This window comes from Burkholderia sp. Tr-20355, from assembly GCF_017104685.1.
Lineage (GTDB): Bacteria > Pseudomonadota > Gammaproteobacteria > Burkholderiales > Burkholderiaceae > Burkholderia > Burkholderia seminalis.
The window spans coordinates 1-21,616 of record NZ_JAAGPK010000140.1; the positions used below are offsets into that span (position 1 = coordinate 1).

The 21,616-nt window shown below is 64.0% G+C and carries 22 protein-coding genes and 1 pseudogene; 10 read left to right on the forward strand and 13 right to left on the reverse strand.

Translation table 11 applies throughout. The features are described 5' to 3' along the window. From G3N62_RS26700 to G3N62_RS26710, 3 genes and pseudogenes are all read right to left on the reverse strand, one after another. A pseudogene (locus G3N62_RS26700) lies at window positions 1–199 on the reverse strand (branched-chain amino acid ABC transporter permease); the annotation flags it as partial. A gap of 74 nt (window positions 200–273) precedes the next feature. After that, window positions 274–1,410 carry a branched-chain amino acid ABC transporter substrate-binding protein gene (locus G3N62_RS26705; protein WP_059620791.1) on the reverse strand — a complete coding sequence of 379 codons (1,137 nt, stop codon included), beginning with the start codon at window positions 1,408–1,410 and terminating at the stop codon, window positions 274–276. Between the two features lie 97 nt (window positions 1,411–1,507). Beyond that, entirely contained in the window at window positions 1,508–2,281 is a 774-nt protein-coding gene (locus G3N62_RS26710; RefSeq protein ID WP_124671227.1) for an aldolase, read from the reverse strand. Window positions 2,282–2,442: 161 nt separating this feature from the next. Here G3N62_RS26710 and G3N62_RS26715 point away from each other — a divergent pair, with 161 nt between their 5' ends. The 6 genes from G3N62_RS26715 to G3N62_RS26740 all read left to right on the forward strand — a co-directional run bounded on the left by G3N62_RS26715 (window position 2,443) and on the right by G3N62_RS26740 (window position 9,626). Further along, the gene (locus tag G3N62_RS26715; protein WP_042972937.1) at window positions 2,443–3,846 is read left to right on the forward strand and encodes a PLP-dependent aminotransferase family protein; all 1,404 of its coding nucleotides are present in this window, start codon (window positions 2,443–2,445) and stop codon (window positions 3,844–3,846) included. A gap of 329 nt (window positions 3,847–4,175) precedes the next feature. Beyond that, window positions 4,176–5,585, forward strand: a complete 1,410-nt coding sequence (locus G3N62_RS26720; RefSeq protein WP_124671228.1) for a DUF4147 domain-containing protein — start codon at window positions 4,176–4,178, stop codon at window positions 5,583–5,585. Between the two features lies 1 nt (window position 5,586). Further along, on the forward strand, window positions 5,587–6,861 hold the full coding sequence (locus G3N62_RS26725; RefSeq protein ID WP_124671229.1) for an enolase C-terminal domain-like protein: 1,275 nt from the start codon (window positions 5,587–5,589) through the stop codon (window positions 6,859–6,861). A gap of 61 nt (window positions 6,862–6,922) precedes the next feature. After that, entirely contained in the window at window positions 6,923–8,041 is a 1,119-nt protein-coding gene (locus G3N62_RS26730) for a tyramine oxidase subunit B (RefSeq protein WP_124671230.1), read from the forward strand. Window positions 8,042–8,651: 610 nt separating this feature from the next. Next, entirely contained in the window at window positions 8,652–9,269 is a 618-nt protein-coding gene (locus tag G3N62_RS26735; RefSeq protein ID WP_049029386.1) for a LysE family translocator, read from the forward strand. A gap of 108 nt (window positions 9,270–9,377) precedes the next feature. Next, entirely contained in the window at window positions 9,378–9,626 is a 249-nt protein-coding gene (locus G3N62_RS26740; RefSeq protein ID WP_034189741.1) for a hypothetical protein, read from the forward strand. Window positions 9,627–9,684: 58 nt separating this feature from the next. Here G3N62_RS26740 and G3N62_RS26745 read toward each other — a convergent pair whose 3' ends face one another. From G3N62_RS26745 to pobA, 7 genes are all read right to left on the reverse strand, one after another. Then, entirely contained in the window at window positions 9,685–11,043 is a 1,359-nt protein-coding gene (locus tag G3N62_RS26745; protein ID WP_034189742.1) for an MFS transporter, read from the reverse strand. Between the two features lie 195 nt (window positions 11,044–11,238). Next, window positions 11,239–11,625: a 4-carboxymuconolactone decarboxylase gene (gene pcaC / locus G3N62_RS26750; RefSeq protein WP_034189743.1), complete on the reverse strand. Its 387-nt coding sequence runs from the start codon at window positions 11,623–11,625 to the stop codon at window positions 11,239–11,241. Window positions 11,626–11,635: 10 nt separating this feature from the next. Next, a complete protein-coding gene (pcaD, locus tag G3N62_RS26755; RefSeq protein WP_059556389.1) occupies window positions 11,636–12,421 on the reverse strand; it encodes a 3-oxoadipate enol-lactonase in 786 nt (261 codons plus the stop codon). Continuing rightward, window positions 12,421–13,794 carry a 3-carboxy-cis,cis-muconate cycloisomerase gene (locus G3N62_RS26760; protein ID WP_059556390.1) on the reverse strand — a complete coding sequence of 458 codons (1,374 nt, stop codon included), beginning with the start codon at window positions 13,792–13,794 and terminating at the stop codon, window positions 12,421–12,423. Before G3N62_RS26760 ends, pcaD begins: the two co-directional genes overlap by 1 nt. Window positions 13,795–13,882: 88 nt before the next feature. Then, window positions 13,883–14,539, reverse strand: a complete 657-nt coding sequence (locus G3N62_RS26765; RefSeq protein ID WP_034189746.1) for a CoA transferase subunit B — start codon at window positions 14,537–14,539, stop codon at window positions 13,883–13,885. A 64-nt stretch (window positions 14,540–14,603) separates the two neighbouring features. Next, window positions 14,604–15,320 carry a 3-oxoacid CoA-transferase subunit A gene (locus G3N62_RS26770; protein WP_021157587.1) on the reverse strand — a complete coding sequence of 239 codons (717 nt, stop codon included), beginning with the start codon at window positions 15,318–15,320 and terminating at the stop codon, window positions 14,604–14,606. 143 nt (window positions 15,321–15,463) lie between these two features. Next, the gene (pobA, locus tag G3N62_RS26775; RefSeq protein ID WP_034189748.1) at window positions 15,464–16,696 is read right to left on the reverse strand and encodes a 4-hydroxybenzoate 3-monooxygenase; all 1,233 of its coding nucleotides are present in this window, start codon (window positions 16,694–16,696) and stop codon (window positions 15,464–15,466) included. 116 nt (window positions 16,697–16,812) lie between these two features. On the opposite strand from pobA, the gene G3N62_RS26780 reads away from it, so the two are divergent. The 3 genes from G3N62_RS26780 (at window position 16,813) to G3N62_RS26790 (ending at window position 19,274) form a co-directional block, all read left to right on the forward strand. Then, complete coding sequence (locus tag G3N62_RS26780; protein WP_034189749.1) at window positions 16,813–17,739, forward strand: LysR family transcriptional regulator; 927 nt, start codon at window positions 16,813–16,815, stop codon at window positions 17,737–17,739. 96 nt (window positions 17,740–17,835) lie between these two features. Beyond that, window positions 17,836–18,471 carry a GTP cyclohydrolase I FolE gene (gene folE, locus G3N62_RS26785; protein WP_034189750.1) on the forward strand — a complete coding sequence of 212 codons (636 nt, stop codon included), beginning with the start codon at window positions 17,836–17,838 and terminating at the stop codon, window positions 18,469–18,471. Beyond that, entirely contained in the window at window positions 18,471–19,274 is an 804-nt protein-coding gene (locus G3N62_RS26790) for an SDR family oxidoreductase (RefSeq protein ID WP_124671231.1), read from the forward strand. Before folE ends, G3N62_RS26790 begins: the two co-directional genes overlap by 1 nt. Before the next feature lie 49 nt (window positions 19,275–19,323). Here G3N62_RS26790 and epsC read toward each other — a convergent pair whose 3' ends face one another. Continuing rightward, window positions 19,324–20,244, reverse strand: coding sequence for a serine O-acetyltransferase EpsC (gene epsC / locus G3N62_RS26795; RefSeq protein ID WP_034189752.1), 921 nt, complete (start codon window positions 20,242–20,244; stop codon window positions 19,324–19,326). A gap of 137 nt (window positions 20,245–20,381) precedes the next feature. After that, window positions 20,382–20,615, reverse strand: a complete 234-nt coding sequence (locus G3N62_RS26800; RefSeq protein WP_034189753.1) for a hypothetical protein — start codon at window positions 20,613–20,615, stop codon at window positions 20,382–20,384. 279 nt (window positions 20,616–20,894) lie between these two features. Between G3N62_RS26800 and G3N62_RS26805 the strand changes: the two genes are divergently transcribed. Next, the gene (locus G3N62_RS26805; protein WP_034189754.1) at window positions 20,895–21,302 is read left to right on the forward strand and encodes a DUF3005 domain-containing protein; all 408 of its coding nucleotides are present in this window, start codon (window positions 20,895–20,897) and stop codon (window positions 21,300–21,302) included. A gap of 101 nt (window positions 21,303–21,403) precedes the next feature. On the opposite strand, the gene G3N62_RS26810 is transcribed toward G3N62_RS26805, so the two are convergent. Then, on the reverse strand, window positions 21,404–21,616 hold a 213-nt coding region (locus G3N62_RS26810), incomplete at its 5' end, for a hypothetical protein (protein ID WP_206141346.1).

Consider the following 21,616-nt stretch of genomic DNA (forward strand, 5'->3'; position numbering starts at 1 on the left):
CGTTGCCGAGTCCGGGAAAATGGTTCTGCAGCACGGTGATGGCCGACAGCGCGACCATCGCGCCGATCATCAGCACGTCGCCGTGCGCGAAGTTGATGATGCCGAGAATGCCGTACACCATCGTGTAACCCAACGCGATGATGGCGTACACACTGCCGAGCACCAGACCGTTCAGAATTTGTTGGACAAAAATGTCCATGTCACTCCCAAGAGTTGATTACTATTGGATCGGCATGCGAGAACGCCGATTACTCGTCGTTCTCGCTCGAAGTATCACTGCGTCGGACTGAGGTTATCGCCCGACACTTTGTACACGGTCACCGGCGCATCAATCCATTCACCGTTCTTGTCGAACGCGACCTTTCCGACCAGCGTCGAGAACTGGATTTGCTTGAGCATCGGAACGAACTTTTCGGGGTCCGTCGAATTCGCCGCCTTCATCGCCTGCGCGACCACCATCGTGGCCGAATAGAATGCCGGCGAGTAAACATCGTTCTTCACACCGAATTGCTTTTCATACCGCGCCGCGAATTCCGGACCACCGGGCAACGTCGCGAGCGGTGCGCCGCCTTCGGCGCAATACCCCCGCCCATTCAGCGTTCCGGCAGCCAGCTTCGGCATATCGACCGAGCAGATCCCGTCCCCGCCTAGCACCGGAACCGCAAGACCCAACTGCTTGGACTGTCGCCCGATGGCGGCTGCCTGCGCGTAGTACCCGCCGTAGAAGATCGCGTCCGGGCGTTGAGCCTTGATGTGCGTCAGAATCGCGTTGAAGTCCGTTGCCTTGTCGTTGGAATATTCCCTGGCGACGACGTCGATACCGTTCTTCTTCGCCGTCGCGGCAAACACGTCAGCTACGCCTGATCCGTATGCCGTGCGATCGTCGATCACCGCCACGCGTTTTGCATGCAATACCTTCGCCGCATATTCGGCCATGCGTGCGCCCATCACGTTGTCATTGGCCGCAAGCCGGAAGACATACGGGAAGCTCTGCTGCGTGATCGCCGGATTTGAAGCGGCGCCGGTAATCATCGGAACACGCGCATTGTTGTAGATGCGGGACGCGGGAATGGTCACGCCGGAGTTGTAGTGGCCGATGACCGCCTTCACACCCGAATCGACGAGCTTCTGAGCGACAGAGACGCCCGTTTTGGGATCTGCAGCATCGTCCTCGGACAGCATTTCGAACTTGATGGATTGACCGTCGACGACGATCGGCGTCCGATTCAGCTCTTCAATCGCCAGCCGCACGCCTCGCTCATCGTCCTTGCCGAAATTCGATTGGCCGCCCGTCAACGGGCCCGCGACACCGATCCTGACAGTCTGATCCGCATGCGCGGCAGAAATCAATGCGGGGCTGATTCCCCCGAGCAACAGGGTGGCGATGGTGAGTTTGTGACAGTACTTCATGTGAAACCTCCGTGGCGTGGGCAAATTGGGTAGGCGACATGGTTGCAGCGTCAGGAGCGTGGGCACGAGATGGCCGATTGCGCTTGACGTGGGATAGTCAGTCCCGCCAGTGCGGTTGTGCAGATTCCAGAAGCCGCTTGAGCGAGCGAAAATGAAGTCGTGCATATTCATCTCGATCACGGGCGAATTCACGAGAAGTCCGACGAACCAGTTCATCGCTCACGCGCTTAAGCGGACGCCCGCTCGACATCGCGAGGATTTGGACCTGGGCGGCTCGTTCGAGGTAGTAGAGATCGTCAAGTGCCGCGGCAATCGAAGGGCCCGTGACTATCACGCCGTGGTGCTCGAGCATCAGGACGCGCTTGGAAGACAACGCGGCGGCAATCGGGTCTCCTTCCTGTTCGCTGAGTGCAAGTCCTCCGTATTCCGACTGATCACGGTCGTATGCAATGCGATCGAAAAAGCGAAGGCTGTTCTGATGGCACATTTCGAGGCGAAAGCCGTCGAGCGTCGTCAGTGCCGTGGCATAAGGCATGTGCGTATGAAGTACGCATGCGGCATCAGGCGAGGCGCGATGAACTCGGGAATGGATGTTGAGCGCGGTTTTCTCGACTCGTCCGACTCCGTCGATTACCGAGCCGGCGGAATCGACGAGCAGCAAATCAGCCGGTCGGATCTCTTCGAAGCTGAGTCCGAATGGATTGATCAGATACGTTTCCCGACTGCCCGGGAGCAAGAGACTGAAATGGTTGCATGTGCCCTCGTGGAAGCCGAGGCGCGCGGCGATGCGAAATGCCGCGGCCAGATCGTCGCGAGCATTCGCGAGCTCATCGGTCTTCGATCCAGGAAAAAAATCGGTGGCGTGTGCCATGGGGTCGTCCAGTGCAAGTATGCGTATGCGATTCCCCTTCAATGTAGTGAATCAAACCTGCACGGATACATGTACACTTTAAAACGAGGGTGACTAACTGTATTGGGTTCGTCGCCTGCACGGTTATATGGGCCGGTATTTTTGATGTGATAGGTGCGGCGATGAAACCGATACTGACGCTCGATCCCCAGGGGGAATCGTCCCTGGTTCAACAGATCGTGGCCGGGCTGACGGCAACGGTGAACGAAAGAACCTGGCGGTCCGGGGCCAAGGTTCCGAGCATCCGCGTATTCGCCGAGGCACATGGCGTGTCGACATTTACGGTCGTCGAAGCATACGATCGCCTGGTGGCGCAAGGCGTCTTGATGGCACGGCGTGGATCCGGCTTTTATGTCGCGGATCGAAGCCGTAGCGAGATACCTCCGACCATCGAGAAACTCAACGAGGAATTCACGAATGGATGGTCGCTGCGTAACGTTCTGGAGGGAACGGAAGGCACGATTCACGCGGGCTCGGGATGGATTCCAGAGGCATGGTTCGACGCGGACGGCCTTGGGCGGGCGCTAAGACAGGTAGCGGCGCAGCCGCGATCGCTATTGGGGTATGGGCACGCAAAGGGGTATGAGCCGTTGCGTGAGCAAATCGTGCGGCAACTTGCGGAACACGAGATCGAGGCAAGTTCCACGGGCATCGTCACTACGCTGGGTGCCAACCAGGCGCTGGATCTCGCCATTCGTCACCTTACGCGCGAGGGCGATACCGTGCTGGTAGACGAGCCCTGCTACAGCGATCTGCTCGTTGCATTGCGATTGCGCCGGATCAAGGCAGTCGGGATTCCGATGACACCCACCGGTCCGGACGTCGTTTCGATGGAGCAGGCGTTCGAGACTCATCGCCCCAAAGTGTTCTTCACCAATACGCGGTTGCATAATCCGACCGGTGCAAGCTACAGCTCGGCATCGGCATTCAAGGTCCTGAAGCTTGCCGAGCGCTACGACTGCATCATCGTCGAGGACGACGTCTCTGCCGGTCTGGTGTCCGGAAATTCAGTCGCGCTCGCGTCCATGGATCAATTGAAACGAGTGGTCTATGTCGGCAGCTTTTCAAAGACCATCGGTGCCGGCCTGCGCGTGGGATTCGTGGCCGCGGAGCCCGCGCTTCTCGAGGGCCTGCTTTACCAGAAGCTGGTGTCCGGAATGTCGACACCGACGATCACGGAGCAGCTGGCACATGCAGTGCTGTCCGAAGGACACTTCAGGAAGCAGGCCGAGCAATTGCGTGATCGTCTCGCTACCGCTCAGGAACGGACCTGTCGCCGGCTTGAATCGATCGGTTTTGAAGTGTTCTGCGAACCTCGATCCGGAATGTTCGTATGGGCACGGCCCGCGGGAATCAATTGCGATTCGGCCGAACTCGCTGTACGTGCTGTCGACCACAAGATTCTTCTGGCGCCAGGCAATCTTTTCTACGCCACCAATCCAACCAGTAGTTGGCTGCGATTCAATGTTGCGCACTGCAACTTCGATCGTCTTTATGCGTTTCTGGCGCATGCCATTGCACACTGACCCGGTCTCGTCACTAAGCCGCCAGGGAATCGGTGTCGCGCAACGCACCGGTGATCTCTCGAACCGCTCGAGTCGGCGCGCGCATGTGCGTCGGGCATTTTTACGGGTGTTCATCCGGCCGGTTTTCAGAACAATCGACACGGCCTGCTGAAACTTCACGGCTGGCGTCCACGCCGTGCGCGGATCCAACTGTGCAGGCAACAAAGCCTCTACAGTTATCTAACGATCCACCGCAGTGTGCATGTATCTGTTTAGCTCGATTGCATAAATTGATGGACAACACGTCGCCCATGACTTCGATGCGGCGGTAACTCCGATCAATTTACAGCATGAAAAAGATACGAAATTACGAAGTACTCCTCTCGAATGGCGTCGTTTCGTCACGGCAGATCGTACTCGAGATCGCGGACCGGACACTCGACAGGCTCGACAGCTACCAGCGCATTCGAAGCATCATGCGCATGGAAGGTACCGTACTGCATATCGGAACGCGCTCGTGGGACCTTTCGCGCAAGCGAAACGTCTATCTGATTGGCGCTGGCAAGGCTTGCAACCACATGGCAATGGCAGTCGACCATGTGTTGGGTGATCACCTGACGCACGGTATTGCCATCGTGAAAATCCGGGAAGAATCGGACCGTTTCAACAAGACCGAGGTGTTCGTCGGCGGGCATCCCCTCCCGAACGAAGAAGGCCATCGGGCATCGAAGCAAATCATCGAACTCGTCGATCAGGCCGGACCAGACGACTTGTTCATCGCGGTGATCAGCGGCGGAAGTTCGGCGCTCATGTCCTGTCCGATCGAAGGCATCAGCCTGCAGGACGAGATCGATACCACGGACGTGCTACTGAAATCCGGTGCAGGCATTTACGAGATCAATGCCGTGCGCCGGCACGTCTCGGCCTTGAACGGCGGAATGTTGGCGCAGCGCATCCAGCGCACGGGTGCCGAACTGATCGGCTTCGGTATCAGCGACGCGGTCGGATCGCCTGCCACGGGTGACATTTCAGTGCCCTACGCAGCCTACAAAAGCACGCCGATCGGTCCCGACATGACGACCCTGGACGACGCTCGCGCCACGATCATCAATCGCAACGTGGCCGATCGCCTGCCCAAGAGCGTTGTCGACTATCTGATGAACGCAGGCCCCGACGCGGAGACCCCGAAGGCCTTTCCGGACAATACCTACTTCCTGCTCAACACGCTGCCCGACTCCTGCATTTACGCCAAGGCAGTCTGCGAGGAGATGGGTATCCCCGCAATGATCGTGTCGTCGTTCCTTGAAGGAGAAAGTCGCGACGCCGGCACCTTCCTCGCGTCGATGGCGCGCGAAATCCAGACGTACGGCAATCCGATCAAACCGCCTTGCGTGCTTCTCAGCTCCGGTGAGGTCACGACGCTTATCGACGATAACAGCGTGATCAAGGGGCACGGCGGGCCTGGCCAGGAAATGGCCGCAAGTTTCGCTATCGCGGCGGCCAAAACCACGGGTGCCTGCCTGCTGTCGATCGACAGCGAAGGCACGGACGGCACGGCGACGGTGGCGGGAGGCATGACGGACTCGACCAGCTTCACCGCGGCCGCCGCAAAGGGAGTCAACCTCTATCAGGCACTGCGCGAGCACAGCTGCTTCGAAGCACTCGAGTCGATCGACTCCGCCGTTTTCACCGGCAACACCGGTACCAACCTGTGTGACTTGAACATCCTTTATGTTCCTGAACCGAACGGGAGCAAGTGACATGGAAGACAAGATCACATCCGTCCGGGCACTTCAGATCATCGATTGCAAGTGCCGGCCCGCAGTCGAAGTCGAGGTGCGCACCCAAAGCGATGCGGTTGGTCGAGGTGCGGCACCCACCGGCACTTCCGTCGGGATGCACGAATCATTCGTTCTGCGGGACGGCGATCCAGCGACCTACGGCGGGCTCAGTGTTCATAAGGCCGTCGACAACGTGGTCGATGTAATTGGTCCGGCGCTGATCGGCATGAACGTGTTTGATCAGCGAGCGATCGACGAAAAAATGATCGCGCTCGATGGCACACCCAATAAGTCCCGCCTCGGCGGAAACACGATTTACTCGGTATCCATCGCGGCATTCCGTACGGCGGCGAATGCCCGATCGATTCCGCTGTACGCTCACATCGCCGGCCGCGACATCAGGACCGTGCCGGTCCCATGCTTCAACGTGATCAACGGCGGACGATACGATGGGCTCACCCAGCCGTTCAACGAGTTCCTGATCGTGCCGTACGGCACTGACAGTGTCGACCTCGCCATCGAAATGGCGGTGGCCGTGTTTCAGAAGCTTGGCCATGTACTGACCGAATATCTGGGCCACAAACCTCAAGTCGCCAGTTCCTATGGCTACGCCGCCCCTTCGGATGACCCGGAAGTCGTGTTGACGCTGATGCAAAAGGCCATCGACGCCTGTGGCTATACAGGCCGGATCGCGTTTGCGCTCGATTGCGCGTCAAGCGAGATGTACGACAAGGAAACCCGCACGTATCTGCTGAAAGGCAAACGGGTGTCCACCTCCGAACTCATTGCCTATGCCCGCTTCCTGACCGAGAAATTCAATTTGGTCTTCATCGAGGATTTGCTCGATGAAAACGACTGGGAAGGTTACAGCACGGCGGTTCGAGAAATTCGACGATCGATCATTCTGGGCGACGATCTCACGGTCACCAGTCTCCCGTTACTTGAGCGGGCTTTCGAGACTCGTGCCGTGGACGGGTTCGTGTTGAAGCCGAACCAGGTCGGAACGATCACGGAGGCGATGGACGCCTATCGATTTGCGCTGCAACACGGAATGATCGCGGTGCCCTCGGGCCGCTCCGGTGGTGTCGTGGATGACGTCGTGATGGATTTTTCGGTCGGCCTCGAAGTTCCGCTCCAGAAGAATGGCGCGCCCCGTTCCGGCGAGCGGATCGAAAAGCTCAACTTTCTGTTGCGGGCAAATGCGCGAATCCCGGGTTGCCGCCTCTACGACATTTCACCACTTCTCCGATTCTGACCACTGAGTCGGGATCGAAGCTTGACACCCAACATCTTCCTTTTTCGACGAGGTCTGCACCATGTATCCCAAAATCGACTTTCTGTACCTTTCCGAGCCGGACATGATCGCAGTTGGCGTGCTGGATGCCGCGCGCTGCGTGTCCGTATGCGAGGAGACATTCGGACTCCTCGGCAGAGGCGACTATCTGATGGGTGGCGCCAATCACAATAACCACGGAATGAACATCGTCTTCCCGAAAGAGACGAAGTTCCCGAACATGCCGGTTGCCGGTCCGGACCGCCGCTTTGCTGCAATGCCCGGTTATCTGGGCGGTCGCTTCGACGTGTGCGGCAACAAATGGTACGGATCGAATCACGCCAATGCCGAGAAAGGCCTGCCGCGCTCGATCTTGACCATGATGCTCAATGACAAGGACACGGGCGCGCCGCTGGCGCTGATGTCGGCGAACTTGTTGAGCGCGGCCCGAACCGGAGCCGTGCCGGGAGTGGCGGCAAAGTATCTAGCCAACCAAGATGCGAGAAGTATGTCTGTTATCGGTTGCGGCCCGATCAACAAGGCGTGCTTCACCGCGATCATGACCCAGCTCGGCTCGATCCAGCACGTCGTCTGTTTCGACGTCTTCCTCGACAAGGCGAACGAGTTCGCCGGTTGGGTTCAGCAAACGTACGGGATTTCCGCCACCGGTACCGATGAGGCCGAGAAAGGCTTCCGTGATGCAGATGTCATCACCGTGGCAGCGTCGCGTCTGAAGCCGCTTTATTTCAAGGACGAATGGATCAAGGAGGGCGCGACCATTCTCGTCTCAGGCCCGTTCAATACCGACGAGTCGTTCCTGACCGGCGCCAGGATCGTATACGACCATACCCCGCTGCAGGAAGCCTATGTCGAGGACGCAATCGCATCGGGCAACAAGGAAGGCTACTACAGCAGCGTCATTGGCGGCCCGTTCTTCCGTCTGATCGATGCAGGCAAGCTGCCCGCCCTGCCTGACTCGACCAGCCTCGGTCATGTCGTGAATGGCGACAAGTCGGGCCGGGAGAGCACGAAGGAGCGTGTCATCTTCATAGCATGCGGGATGGCGGTTTTCGACATCAGCTGGGGGACGGAGCTCTATAACAACGCGCGGGAAAGGAAGATCGGCACGTCCCTCAATTTGTGGGAAAAGCCGGCTCTCTGATCGGGTCGCCGTGAATCGCACTCCCGGCAATTGAGCCGCCTGGATCCCCCCGGAAAGTGCCGAGCGCCAGTGTCGGGGCTTTCCTGAGCCTTCGGCCATAGGCCGAAGGCTCATGCCGGGCGAATGCTGGCGAGCGTCGAGGTTTGGGACTGCTTGCACCAAGTACTCTTGGCAAAGCTGCGTGCAGCGGACCGCCTCGATTGGTCACGTTGATCTGAGTAACCGTGTTGAATGACAAGCTGTGAGAGGTTGATTTTGAGCATTCAGGTGTTAGCCACCCCTCGTCATTTACATCGCTCGCGACGCACTTTTTCCACTTCGACACAATGATAAGTTTGCGCACTTCATTGAATTTCAGAATAAAAACCTCAGGACCAGCGTGAATTCGCGAATACGACGAAAATTCCACATTGATATGAATTTTTATTCAAAGACAACATATCGAGACTGCGGACATCTTTTCTGAGAAACAACAACACGCACCACACCGAGCCCCCAAGCAGCACCCCCCCGTACCGGCATCCATCCACACAACTGTACCGGTACTGTACAGAAAACCGTCGCTAAACTGACCTCCATCCCAGTCCAGAACAGAAATGGAGAATCCGCGATGGAATTCCTCACCCTCAGCGCGCTGCCCGCCGGCATGCTGTTCGCGCTCGTCACGTCGATCACGCCCGGCCCGAACAACACGATGCTGCTCGCATCCGGCGTCAACTTCGGTTTCCGCCGCACGATGCCGCACCTGTTCGGCATCAGCATGGGCGTCGCGATCCTGATGCTCAGCGTCGGCTTCGGCCTCGGCGAGGCGTTCAAGCGCCTGCCGCTGCTGTATACGATCCTCGAGGCCGCCAGCGTCGCGTACCTGCTGTACCTCGCGTGGCGCATCGGCACGTCGGGCGAGGTGAAGGCGCACGGCGCCAAGCCGCGGCCGATGACGTTCGTCGAAGCCGCCGCGTTCCAGTGGGTCAACCCGAAAGCCTGGATGATGGTGCTGACCGCCGCGACGACGGTCCGCCTGTCCGCCGACTACGGGATGAATGCCGCATGGATGTCCGTCGTGTTCATCCTAATCGGCTTCCCGTGTATCTGCCTGTGGGCCGCGTTCGGCCTCGGCCTGCGCCGCTTCCTGTCGAATCCCCGCGCGCTGCGCATCTTCAACGTGACGATGGCCGTGCTGCTGATCCTGTCTCTGTATCCGCTCGTCGCGCACCTGCTGCCGCAGTAAGCGCTCACGGCGCGCCCGTTGAGATTCGCGCAAGGCAGGCGTACCCTTTCGGTACGGGCGCGCGCAACCGCTTCGCCGGTTGCGCCGCAGCTGTCGGGAGACAAGCCGATGAAGCCACTGCTGAGGGCGGGCGAACACATCGAGGGCGTGCACTGGATCGCCGAGTATCACCCGCTCACGCACGATATCCGCGTGCTGCGCGAGAACATCGAAGTCGGCACTTACTGCGCGCCGCCGACACTGTTCGGCGACGAGGAAGAGATGGGCGCCGCGAACCACGACGATCATCGCGGCCGGGAGGCCGCACTGCGCGCGTATCTGCGCAATTTCGTCAAGGAACACGACGCGGAAGAATAGCGGCCCGAGCGGTGCCGCTGGAAGCGGGGCCGGCGCAACGCACCGGCCCTTGCGTCGCTCAATGCCCGAGCGACTCGATCTTGCCGGCCGGCTGCGCGACGCCATGCGGCCGCGCCGTCTGCTTGATCAGCAACGCGATGCACGCGAGCACGCCCGCAACGGCGATCGTCGCGAACACGCCCGCGAACGAGAAGTGCCGGCGCGTCAGTTCGGCGACGAGGAACGATCCCGCGATCCCGCCGAAGCGGCCGACGCCGAGCATCCATGCGACGCCCGTGCCGCGCCCTTCGGTCGGATAGAACGCGGCGGCCAGCGCCGGCATCGACGATTGCGCGGTGTTCATCAGCACGCCGGCCACGAACACGATCAGCACGAGCAGCCCGACGTTGCCGGCCGCCTGCCCGATCGCGTACACGCTCACCGCCGTCAGCGCGTAACACACGGCGATCACGCGGTTCGCGTTGAAGCGGTCCATCAGCACGCCGCACAGCACGGCGCCCACGCCGCCGAGCGGGAACAGTGCCGAGATCAGCGTCGCGCTCTTCGGCGTCAGCCCCGCATCCTTCAGCAGGATCGGCATCCAGTTGATCGACGCGTAGAAGATCACGAGGCCCATGAAGTACGCGAGCCACAGCATCACCGAGCCGACGATGTACGAGCGCGACAGCACGACGCCAAGGCCCTTGCTGCCGGTTTGCGGCGCGGCTTCGGTCATCGCGAACGAGCCGGCGTTCAGCGCGTCGCGCGAGATGCGCGCGAGCGTGGCGCGGATCCTGTCGATGGACTGACCGCTCGCGACCATGAAGCGCACCGATTCCGGCATCTTCAGCAGCAACAGCACGCCGAGCAGCAGCGGCGTCACGCCGCCGAGCACCAGCACGCTGCGCCAGCCGAAATGCGGAATCATCCACGCGGCCAGGAAGCCGCCGAACGCGGCGCCAAGCGGGAAGCCGCAGAACATCAGGTTGATCACGGTGGCGCGGCGCTTGTCCGGGCAGAACTCGCCCATCATCGTGACCGCGTTCGGCATCGCCGCGCCGAGCCCGACGCCGGTGATGAAACGCAGGATCGTCAGATGCCCGATCGTGTTCGAGAAGGCAGACATCAGGCACGCGACGCCGAACAGGAACACCGAGCCGAGCAGCAGCGAGCGGCGCCCGAGCCGGTCGGACAGCGGGCCCGACACGAGCGCGCCGCACGCGAGGCCGAACAGCGCGGCACTCAGCACCGGGGCGAGATCGGGTTTGGTCAGGTTCCATTCGCCGAGCAGCGACGGCGCGATGAAACCGATCGCGGCCGTATCGAAGCCGTCGAGCAGCACGATCACGAAACACATGAGGAACACGAGCCATTGAAAGCCGCCGAACGGCTGCTCGTTGATGAAGGTCTGGACATCGACCACGGGTGCGCGATTCATCGCGAGTCTCCTGGATATAGGTACGAGCAAGACGGCATGAAGCCGTGCCCTTTCTTTGTTCGCGCACCGGCCATCCGGTGCGCCGCGTGCCGATGCTCTGCCGGCACGTTCATCGATCCCGTCGCGCGACCCGCTAATGGCAAGCCGCGCGACGGCGGCCGGCCGCCCTCAGCCGGCCGCGCCTGACCGGCCGTCTTACGCGGCCGCGTCCTGTTCCTTGAAGATCTTGTCCGCGAGATGGAACGCGGAATTCGCGGCCGGCACGCCGCAATAGATCGCGGTCTGCAGCAGCACTTCCTTGATCTGGTCGCGCGTCACGCCGTTGTTGCGCGCGGCGCGCAGGTGCAGCGCCAGCTCCTCGCCGCGGTTCAGCGCGACCATCATCGCGATGGTCAGCAGGCTGCGCGTATGGCGCGGCAGGCCGTCGCGCGTCCAGATCTCGCCCCATGCATAGCGCGTGATCAGGTTCTGGAATTCGTCGGTCACCTCGGTGCGGTTCTCGAGCGAGCGGTCGACGTGCGCGTCGCCGAGCACCGCGCGGCGCACCTTCATCCCTGCTTCGTAACGTTCCTGGTCGTCCATCGTCGTTACCTCATGCGTTCAGGAAATCGAGCAGCGCACGGTTGAAGCCGTCGGTGCACTCGATGTTCGAAATGTGCGCGGCGTCGAATTCGACGTGCAGCGCACCAGGAATCGCGGCAGCAAGCGCGCGGCCCTGGTCGGGCGGCGTCGACATGTCCTTCGCGCCGGTCACGACGAGCACCGGCAGCGTGATGCCCTTCACCTCCTCGCGCAGGTCGGCGGCGTTCAGCGCGTCGCAGTTCGCCGCGTAGCCGTCCTTGTCGGTATGCACGAAGGTGTCGCGGATCGCGTCGAACAGGCGCGGCTCGCGTTCGACGAATGCGTCGGTGAACCAGCGCGGCAGCACGGCGTCGGCGAGCGCGGCCATGCCTTCGGCACGCGCCTTCTGCGCACGCGGTACCCACACTTCCGGCGAACCGATCTTCGCGGCGGTATTCGACAGCACCGCGCGCACGATGCGTGACGGGTAGCGCGCGGCGAGCGCGGCGCCCGTCAGCCCGCCCATCGAAATCCCGCAGAAATGCGCGCAGTCGATGCCGACGTGGTCGAGCAGGCCGATCACGTCGCCGGCGAGCTGCTCGATCGTGTACGAACCGGCCGGCGCGTCGGAATGACCGTGGCCGCGCGTGTCGTAGCGCAGGATGTTGAAGTGCTGCGTGAGCGGGCGGATCTGCGGCGCCCACATCTGCAGGTCGGCGCCGAGCGAGTTCGAGAAGACGAGCCACGGCGCGTCGGCGCGCGCGGCACGGTCGATCCGGTAATGCAGTTTCACGCCGTTGACAGTGGCGAAAGGCATCAATGTTCTCCTGGTTGTTGCGCGCCCGCATGCAGCGCGAGCACGGCGTCGACATAGGCCTGCGCCTCGCCGACGTAATGTGCGGGATCGAGCAGCCGCGCGAGCGCGTCGCGCGACAGGTGCGCCGACACGGTCGCATCGGCGGCGAGCACGTCGAACAGCGTCGCGCCGGTGCGCACCGCTTCCTTCGACGCATGCTCGACGACATGGTGCGCGTCGAGCCGGCCGATGCGGTCGCCGAGCGCGAGCATCACGGCTTCGCCGAGGATCAGCCCGTGCGTGAGGTCGAGGTTCGCGGCGAGGCGTTCGGTATTGACGTCGAGGCCCGCGACGATCTGCGCGATCTGCGCGAGCGCGCCGCCCGTCAGGCGCGCGAGGTCGGGCAGCGCATCCCATTCGGCCTGCCAGCCGCCGAGCGCGCGTTCGTGCTCCTGCACCATCCCCGCGAACACGGTCGCGACGAGGCCCGGCGCGCGCACCGCGGCGGTCAGTACGGCCGCGCAACCGACCGGGTTGCGCTTGTGCGGCATCGTCGACGAGCCGCCCTTGCCGGCGGCCGCCGGTTCGCCGAGCTCGCCGACTTCGGTCTGCATCTGCAGCGACACGTCGCGCGCGATCTTGCCGAGCGTGCCCGTCAGCATCCCGAAGCAGGACGCGGCTTCCGCGATGCGGTCGCGCTGCGTATGCCACGGCACGGCCGGCGCTTCAAGCCGCAGGTCGGCCGCGAGCGCGGCAGTGACGCCGCTCGCCTGCTCGCGCAGGCTCGCGAGCGTGCCGGCCGCGCCGCCGAACTGCAGCACGAGCGCCCGCGCGCGCAATTCGGCGAAGCGCGCGCGATGGCGCAGCAGCGCGTCGAGCCACTGGGCGAATTTCAGGCCGAGCGTGATCGGCAGCGCCTGCTGCAGCCACGTGCGGCCGATCATCGGCGTCGCGCGGTGCGTGCGCGCGAGCGCCGCGAGCGACGCGCACGCTTCGTCGAGCATCGGTTCGAGCACGTCGAGCGTGTCGCGCAGCTGCAGCACGGTCGCGGTATCGATGATGTCCTGGCTCGTTGCGCCCCAATGCACGAACTTCGCGGCCTCGGGGTCGTCGGCCTTCACCTGCGCGGTGAGCTGCTTGACGAGCGGAATCGCGAGATTGCCGCCGAGCGCCGCGCCGTGCGCGAGCGCGTCGGCGTCGAGCCGGCCGGCGTCGCATGCGCGTTCGATCGGCGCGACCGCGGTGGCGGGAATCACCTGCCGCGCGGCGAGCGCGCGCGCGAGCGCGGCCTCGACGTCGAGCATCCGCTGGATCGTCGCGCGGGGCGACCAGATCCGGTTGAGCGGCTCGGTGCCGCAGATGAGGGAGGTCAGGCGGGCGCTGTCTTCAAGCATGGCATCGGATTGGGGAAACGGCGTGTGCCTATTGTCCACCCAAGCGGGCCGGCCTGCGCGCGAGCGCACGCGCCGGCACGCCGGCGGTTCAGGCAGCCGCCTTCTGCGTCGCGTCGATCAGCGGCACGCCGGTCAGCTTCTGCAGTTCGTCGAACGACAAGTCGGTGAAGATCTCGCTCACCGCGAGGCCGTCGGCCGTCACGTCGAGCACCGCGAGATCCGTATAGATACGGCTTACGCATTGCACGCCGGTGACCGGATACGAGCACTGCGCGACGATCTTGCTTTCGCCCTGCTTCGTCAGGTGCTCCATCATCACGAACACCTGCTTCGCGCCGATCGCGAGATCCATCGCGCCGCCGACGGCCGGAATCGCGTCGGGTGCGCCCGTATGCCAGTTCGCGAGATCGCCGGTCGCCGACACCTGGAACGCGCCGAGCACGCAGTAGTCGAGATGGCCGCCGCGCATCATCGCGAACGAATCGGCGTGGTGGAAATACGCGCCGCCGGTGAGCAGCGTCACGTGCTGCTTGCCGGCATTGATCAGTTCGTCGTCTTCCTCGCCCGGCGCGGGCGCGGGGCCCATGCCGAGCAGGCCGTTCTCGCTGTGCAGGAAGATTTCCTTGCTCGGGTCGAGGTGGTTCGCCACCAGCGTCGGCACGCCGATACCGAGGTTCACGTACGCGCCTTCGGGGATGTCCTGGGCGACGCGCTTGGCCATTTCATCGCGGGTCAGTCGTTTCATGTCGGGTCTCCTGGCGACCGGGGCTGACGCTTCAGCGCTTGCTCCGGTCCCATACAAAGTTCGGTCAGGCAGCTTGCGAAGCGGCGTGTTCGGCGGCCAGCTCGGCCGCGTGCGCGGCCTGCGGCACCTCGACGACGCGCTGGACGAAAATGCCCGGCGTCACGATGTGTTCCGGGTTCAGCGCGCCGAGCGGCACGACTTCCGACACCTGCACGATCGCGACCTTCGCGGCGCTGGCCATGATCGGCCCGAAGTTGCGCGCGGTCTTGCGGTACACGAGGTTGCCCCAGCGATCGCCCTTGTACGCCTTCACGAGCGCGAAATCGGCGTGGATCGGCGTCTCGAACACGTACGGCTTGCCGTCGATCACACGCGTTTCCTTGCCTTCCGCGAGCTTGGTGCCGTAACCCGTCGGCGTGAAGAAGCCGCCGATGCCGGCGCCTGCCGCGCGGATGCGCTCCGCGAGGTTGCCCTGCGGCACGAGCTCCAGCTCGATCTCGCCCGCCCGGTACAGCCCGTCGAATACCTGCGAATCGCTCTGGCGCGGGAACGAGCAGATGATCTTGCGTACCTGCTTCGCCTTCAGCAGCGCCGCGAGGCCGGTCTCGCCGTTGCCCGCGTTGTTGTTGACGATCGTCAGGTCGCGCGCGCCCTGCTCGATCAGCGCGTCGATCAGCTCGGACGGCATGCCGGCCGTGCCGAAGCCGCCGATCATGATTGTCGCGCCATCGTGGATGTCGGCCACCGCCGACTGGAGCGATTCGAAAATCTTGTTGACCATGTCTCTTCCTGATACGAACCCGCGGCTCGATGCGCGGCCTGTCGAGGGGACACGCGCGTGCCGCGTGCCGCGCCGGGGCCGACGTCGATCCCGGCATTTGTTCGCTAATCGAACCTAGATTCGATTAGCGAACGATGGGCCGATCATAGAGGCGCGCACAGCGCGTTGTCAAGGCGGGTTCCCTCGGGGGCCGTCGCGTCGTCGAACGGCAATCCGACGTAGTTTTCGGCGAGCGACTGCGCGGCGGCCCGCGAGCGCGTCACGTATTTCAGTTCGGCAAACTTCAGGCGATTGACGAACGGCGAATCGTCCGGCGACGCGTGCAGCATGTTCGTCATGAAGTACGAGAAGTGCTCGGCGCGCCACACGCGTTCGAGGCAGGTCGCCGAATAGGTGTCGAGCGGCGTCGCGTCGCCCGTCCGGTAGCGTGCGCCGAGCGCGCGAGACAGCGCGCGGACGTCGGCCACCGCGAGGTTCATCCCCTTCGCGCCGGTCGGCGGCACGATATGCGCGGCATCGCCGGCAAGAAACAGGCGCCCGTGCTGCATCGTCTCCGACACGAAGCTGCGCATCGGCGTCACGCTCTTCTGCGTAATCCGGCCCTCGGTCGGCGTCCAGCCCGTGTCGTTCGAGAAGCGCGTGTGCAGTTCGTCCCAGATCCGCGCGTCGGACCATTCGGCGAGATCCTCGTCGGGCTTGCACTGCAGGTACAGGCGCGTGACCGTCGGCGAGCGCATCGAGAACAGCGCGAAACCGTTGTCGTGATGGGCGTACACGAGCTCGTCGAGCGACGGCGCGGCATCGGCGAGGATGCCGAGCCACGCGAACGGGTAGACACGCTCGAACGTCTTCAGCCGCTCCGCGGGAATCGTCTGGCGCGCGATGCCGTGGAAGCCGTCGCAGCCGGCGATGTAGTCGCAGTCGATGCGGTCCGCGCGGCCGTCCGCATGCTTGAACGTGACGAACGGGTGCTCGCCTTCGACATCGTGCAGCGCGACGTCGCTGACCTCGAAGTGCATCGGGTGGCCGTGCTCGACGCCGGCCGCGATCAGGTCGCGCACGACTTCGTGCTGGCTGTAGACGGTGATCGCGCGCCCGCCGGTCAGCTCGGACAGGTCGATGCGATGGCGCCGGCCGTCGAACAGGAGTTCGATGCCGTGATGTTCGAGCCCTTCGCGGCGCATCCGGTCGCCGAGGCCGGCTTCGTTCAGCGTGTCGACCGTCCCCTGCTCGAGCACGCCGGCGCGGATGCGGTTCTCGCAGTATTCACGCGAACGCGCTTCGACGAGGATGGAATCGACGCCTTGCAGGCGCAGCAGATGGGAAAGCAAAAGGCCGGACGGACCGGCGCCGATGATGGCGACCTGGGTGCGCATTGTTCGTCTCCTGAACATTGGTTCGAGTAATGGAACACATTTGAGCGCTTTCCCGACTATGCGGCAACGCGATTCAGGAGATATGTTGTATACGTTTTGACGATACTGGCCCGGCGATGGAAGCGCTCGATCTGAACCTGATTCCCTACCTCGTCGCGCTCGACGACACGCGCAACGTGAGCCGCGCGGGCGACCTGCTCGGCGTGAGCCAGCCGCGCGTGAGCACCGCGCTCGGGCGGCTGCGCGAGTATTTCGGCGATCCGCTGTTCGTGCGCACGTCGCGCGGGATGGAGCCGACGCCGCGCGCGCTCGCGCTGCTGCCGGCTGCTCGCGACGCGCTCGCGCAGATCGAGCGCGGCCTCGTCGCGCCGCACGACTTCGACCCGGCCGCGAGCACGCATACGTTCTCGATCGCGCTGTCGGACGTCGGCGAGATCGTGTTCCTGCCGAAGCTGCTGCAGGCGTTCGCGACGCGCGCGCCGCACGCGAACCTGCGTTCGGTCTCGCTCGCGCACGACGAAGTCGGGCGCGGCCTCGAAGCCGGGTCGATCGATCTCGCGGTCGGCTACTTTCCCGACCTCGACGGCAACAACTTCTTCCAGCAGCGGTTGTTCACGCACCGGTTCGTGTGCCTGATGCGGCGCGGCCATCCGTTCGAGCAGGCGCCGCCGTTCACGGTCGAGCAGTTCCTCACCTGCGGGCACGCGGTGGTGCGCGCCGAAGGCCGCAGCCAGGAGGTGCTCGAGAAATATCTCGCGAAGCAGCGCATGCAGCGCCGCGCGGTGCTCGAGACGCCGCACTTCATGAGCCTGCCGTTCATCCTGAGCCGCACCGACCTGATCGCGACGGTGCCGCATGCGATCGGCTATGCGTATGCGGCCGAGCACGCGTTCATCGTGCCCGTCGAGCCGCCGCTCGCGCTGCCGCGCTTCGACCTGAAGCAGCACTGGCACCGCAAGTACCACAACGATCCGCGCACCGCTTGGCTGCGCGGGGTCGTCGCGTCGCTGTTCAACGACGAGCAGGATGAATGGCCGAAGTGACGAAGGGTGAGCGCGGGGCCGCACGCACGACCCGCGAAAGCATGAAACAATGGCCGGATATCGGCCGCCGGAGGCGGCCTTCGATGGAGCCACTACATGGGTAAGGGAAAGAAAACCGTGCGGCCCGAGCCGGCCGTCACCCGGCCGAGCCGCGAAGAAGCAGAAGACGCCGTCCGCGTGCTGTTGCGCTGGGCCGGCGACGATCCCGCGCGCGAAGGCCTGATCGATACGCCCGCGCGCGTCGTGCGCGCGTACGAGCAGTTCTTCGCCGGCTACGCGCTGGAGCCGCGCGACATCCTCGCGCGCACGTTCAGCGAAGTCGACGGCTACGACGAGATGATCGTGCTGAAGGACATCCGCTTCGAGAGCTACTGCGAGCACCACATGGTGCCGATCATCGGCCGCGCGCACGTCGCGTATCTGCCGAACCATCGCGTGGTCGGCATCTCGAAGCTCGCACGCCTCGTCGATGCATTCGCGAAGCGCCTGCAGATCCAGGAAAAGATGACCGTGCAGATCGCCGACACGCTGTTCGACGTGCTGCAGCCGAAGGGCGTCGGCGTGATCCTCGAAGCCGCGCACCAGTGCATCTCGACGCGCGGCGTGCACAAGCCGGGCGTCGAGATGGTCACGTCGCGCATGCTCGGCACGTTCCGCACCGATCCGTCGACGCGGCGCGAATTCCTGTCGATCGTCGCGAATCCTTCTTCAGTCAACCTCACGAATACCTGATGGCGCAGACGAAGCAAGCGGCGCACGCGCCCGTCGTGCTCGTGACCGGCGCCGCGCGCCGGGCCGGGCGCGCGTTCGCCGAGTATTTCGCGAAGCACGGCTATCGCACCGCGGTGCATTACGACCGCTCGGCCGATACCGCGCAGGCAACCGCGCGCGCGATCGCCGAAAGCGGGCACGATGCGGTCGCGCTGCAGGCCGACCTGTCGGATGCCGCGCAGATCACCGCGCTGATCGACCAGGTGTATGCGCGCTTCGGGCGCCTCGACGTCTTGGTCAACAACGCGTCGGTGTTCTGGCAGGACCATTTCCCGAGCTTCGACCTCGCGGCGTTCGACCAGGCATGGGCCGTCAACTGCCGCGCGCCGATCCTGCTCACGCGGGCATTCTACGAACGGGCGCGCGCCGCCGGCACGCAGGGCGTCGTCGTGAACGTGGTCGACCAGAAGATCAAGGAAAACTTTCACCGCGACCACTTCAGCTACACGGTCGCGAAGGCCGCGCTCGGCAACCTCACGCAGATGCTCGCGCTGTCGTCCGCACCGGTGCTGCGCGTGAACGCGGTGTTCCCCGGGCTGATGCTGCCGAGCGACGACCAGACGCAGGCCGATTTCGAACACGCGAGCCGCGCGTCGACGCCGCTCGCGCGCATCGCCGGCCCCGACGACGTCGCGAGCGCGATCCTGCTGCTGACCGGCAATGCGTACAACGGCGTGGATTTCGTCGTCGATGCGGGACAGAACCTGATCCGCGTCGACCAGGACGTGCTGTACAAGCACCGCTCGCCGGACGGCAAGCACTGACGCACACGGCGCGCGCCCGGGCGAAGCGGGCGCGCCGCCGCCCGCCGCGTTACGGCTTCTCGGCGCTCCCGCCTTCGCGAACCTTGCCCTGCGCGACGCTGGTGCCAGGCGGCACGCTGTGCGTGAGCCACACGTTGCCGCCGATCACCGAGCCGCGCCCGATCGTCACGCGGCCGAGAATCGTCGCGCCCGCGTAGATCACCACGTCGTCCTCGACGATCGGGTGCCGCGCATTGCCCTTCACCAGCGCGCCTTCGCCATCGGCCGGGAAACTCTTCGCGCCGAGCGTGACGGCCTGGTACACGCGCACGCGCTCGCCGATGATCGCGGTTTCGCCGATCACCACGCCGGTGCCGTGGTCGATGAAGAAGCTCGGGCCGATCTGCGCGCCCGGGTGGATATCGATGCCGGTGGCCGAGTGCGCGATTTCATTGATGAAGCGCGCGAGCAGCGGCACGCCAAGCCGGTGCAGCGCGTGGGCGAGCCGATGGTGCATCATCGCGAACACACCGGGGTAGCACAGCAGGATCTCGGTGATGTGCTGCGCGGCCGGATCGCCCGCATACGCGGCCTGGATGTCGCTGACGAGCAGCGCGCGGACCGCCGGCAACTGCCGGCCGAATTCGCGCGCGATCTCGAACGCGCGTTCGTCGAGCTCGGCGAACGGCGTATCGGCATGCTCGGGCAGGAACGGCAGCGCACGGCGAATCTGCTCGGCCAGGATGCGCAGCGTGCTTTCGAGCGTGTGGCCGACGTAATAATCGACGCTTTCGTCGGTCAGGTCCGGTGCGCCGTAGTGCGTCGGAAACATCGACGCGCGCAGGCCGGTCACAATCTTGCAGATCGCATCGCGCGACGGCAGTTCGCGGATGCCGCGCGGATGGCGCGTGCGATGGAGTTCCTCGCGCGACTCGCGCAAGCCGGCGACGATTTCTTCGAGGCCCCACTGACGGGCGGGTGATGTCGACATATGCCAATGCACGCGGCCGCGCTCGGTCGCACGGCCGCTAATAAAGTGACGGGTTCCGCAAGATTACCGCGTTTTTCGTCCGGGAGCGGGACACCGGGGCTCGACCGGACGGCCAGTGCTGCACCGGCGCGGCGGCGTCACATCGTGACGCTGCTCGCGTCGATCCATCGCACGGCCCAGTCGCGCGCGTGCGCGATCGCGTCGCCTTCGTCGTTGAACTGGAGCTCGATCGGAAAAAAACGGTTCGCAACGAGCTCCCCGTCGCTCGATCGGGAGATCACGACGTAGGGCTTGAACGACCCGTCGCTGGCGCGCGCGGGCGCGCAATTCAACAGATAACCGCGGTGCGTGAAGGCAGTAGTCGCTTGCATGAATCCGCCACCTCTAGTCCCTTGCTTTGTTGTTCACTACCCGTCTCCAAGGGGTGCTGCGGCGCCCCGGCGCGGGCAGAGGCGGCGCGTCTGCATCCCCTGTCGCCGCTTCGCAGGAAAAGAATCATACTCTGTAGAAAACGTGTCTTCTAGCTGAAATAAATCATGACAAATCAGTGCGCGCCGCGCGGCTGCGGCGGTCGCTCGCGCGCCTTTTCCCGTCGTGCCCGGAACGGGATTTGCTTCGATCCGGAGCGTTTCGCCGCCAGGAGAGCCGCGATGGAATCATCCGGTCAAACAGGTCGTGTGCATCCGCGCAGCATCGAGCTCGACAACGACGACACGCACGACAGCACGGTCGACACCGACGGCAAGAACCGCGAGGCGTCGCGCCTCGCCGGCGGCGGGCCGATCTCGCCCGACCAGATCACGCGCAGCAATGCGTCGCTCGTCAACGCGATGCCGGAAGCCGGCGACGGCTTCGCCGGGTTCGACAGCCGCCCCGGCGGCAACCATCCGGCATTCGCGCTGCGCGCGGGCTACATGGTGATCGAGAAAGGTTTCGACGCGCCGGCTCCGGGCGACGCGCCGTTCGGCCCCGTTCACAGGATGTACGGCAGCGCGTACTGGCCCGGCCACGGACGGCGGCCGGAACGCATCATCGAACTGACGGCCGTACCGCGATAGCCGGCGCGCCGTTTGAATCGATCGTTCGTTTGCGCAACGGCATCGGTCGGCGACCGGTGGCGGCGGACCGGCGTGCGCGACCGATGCTCGATTGAACGATTTCACGCATCGGCATCCACGGCTTCATGCATGCCGCGAATCGTGCCAATGCCCATGCGTTGATCGAAGTCATGTCGAAACGGCCCGGTTGCGATTGAATGGCGACACGGGCGGTGCATCGACGTGTCTGCCGCGCCCGGCTGGTGCATGTCCTCATGCGTTCCCGCCGCCGACGCGCGCGGCGGCCACGACCGAGCCGCACGCGACGCACCCCG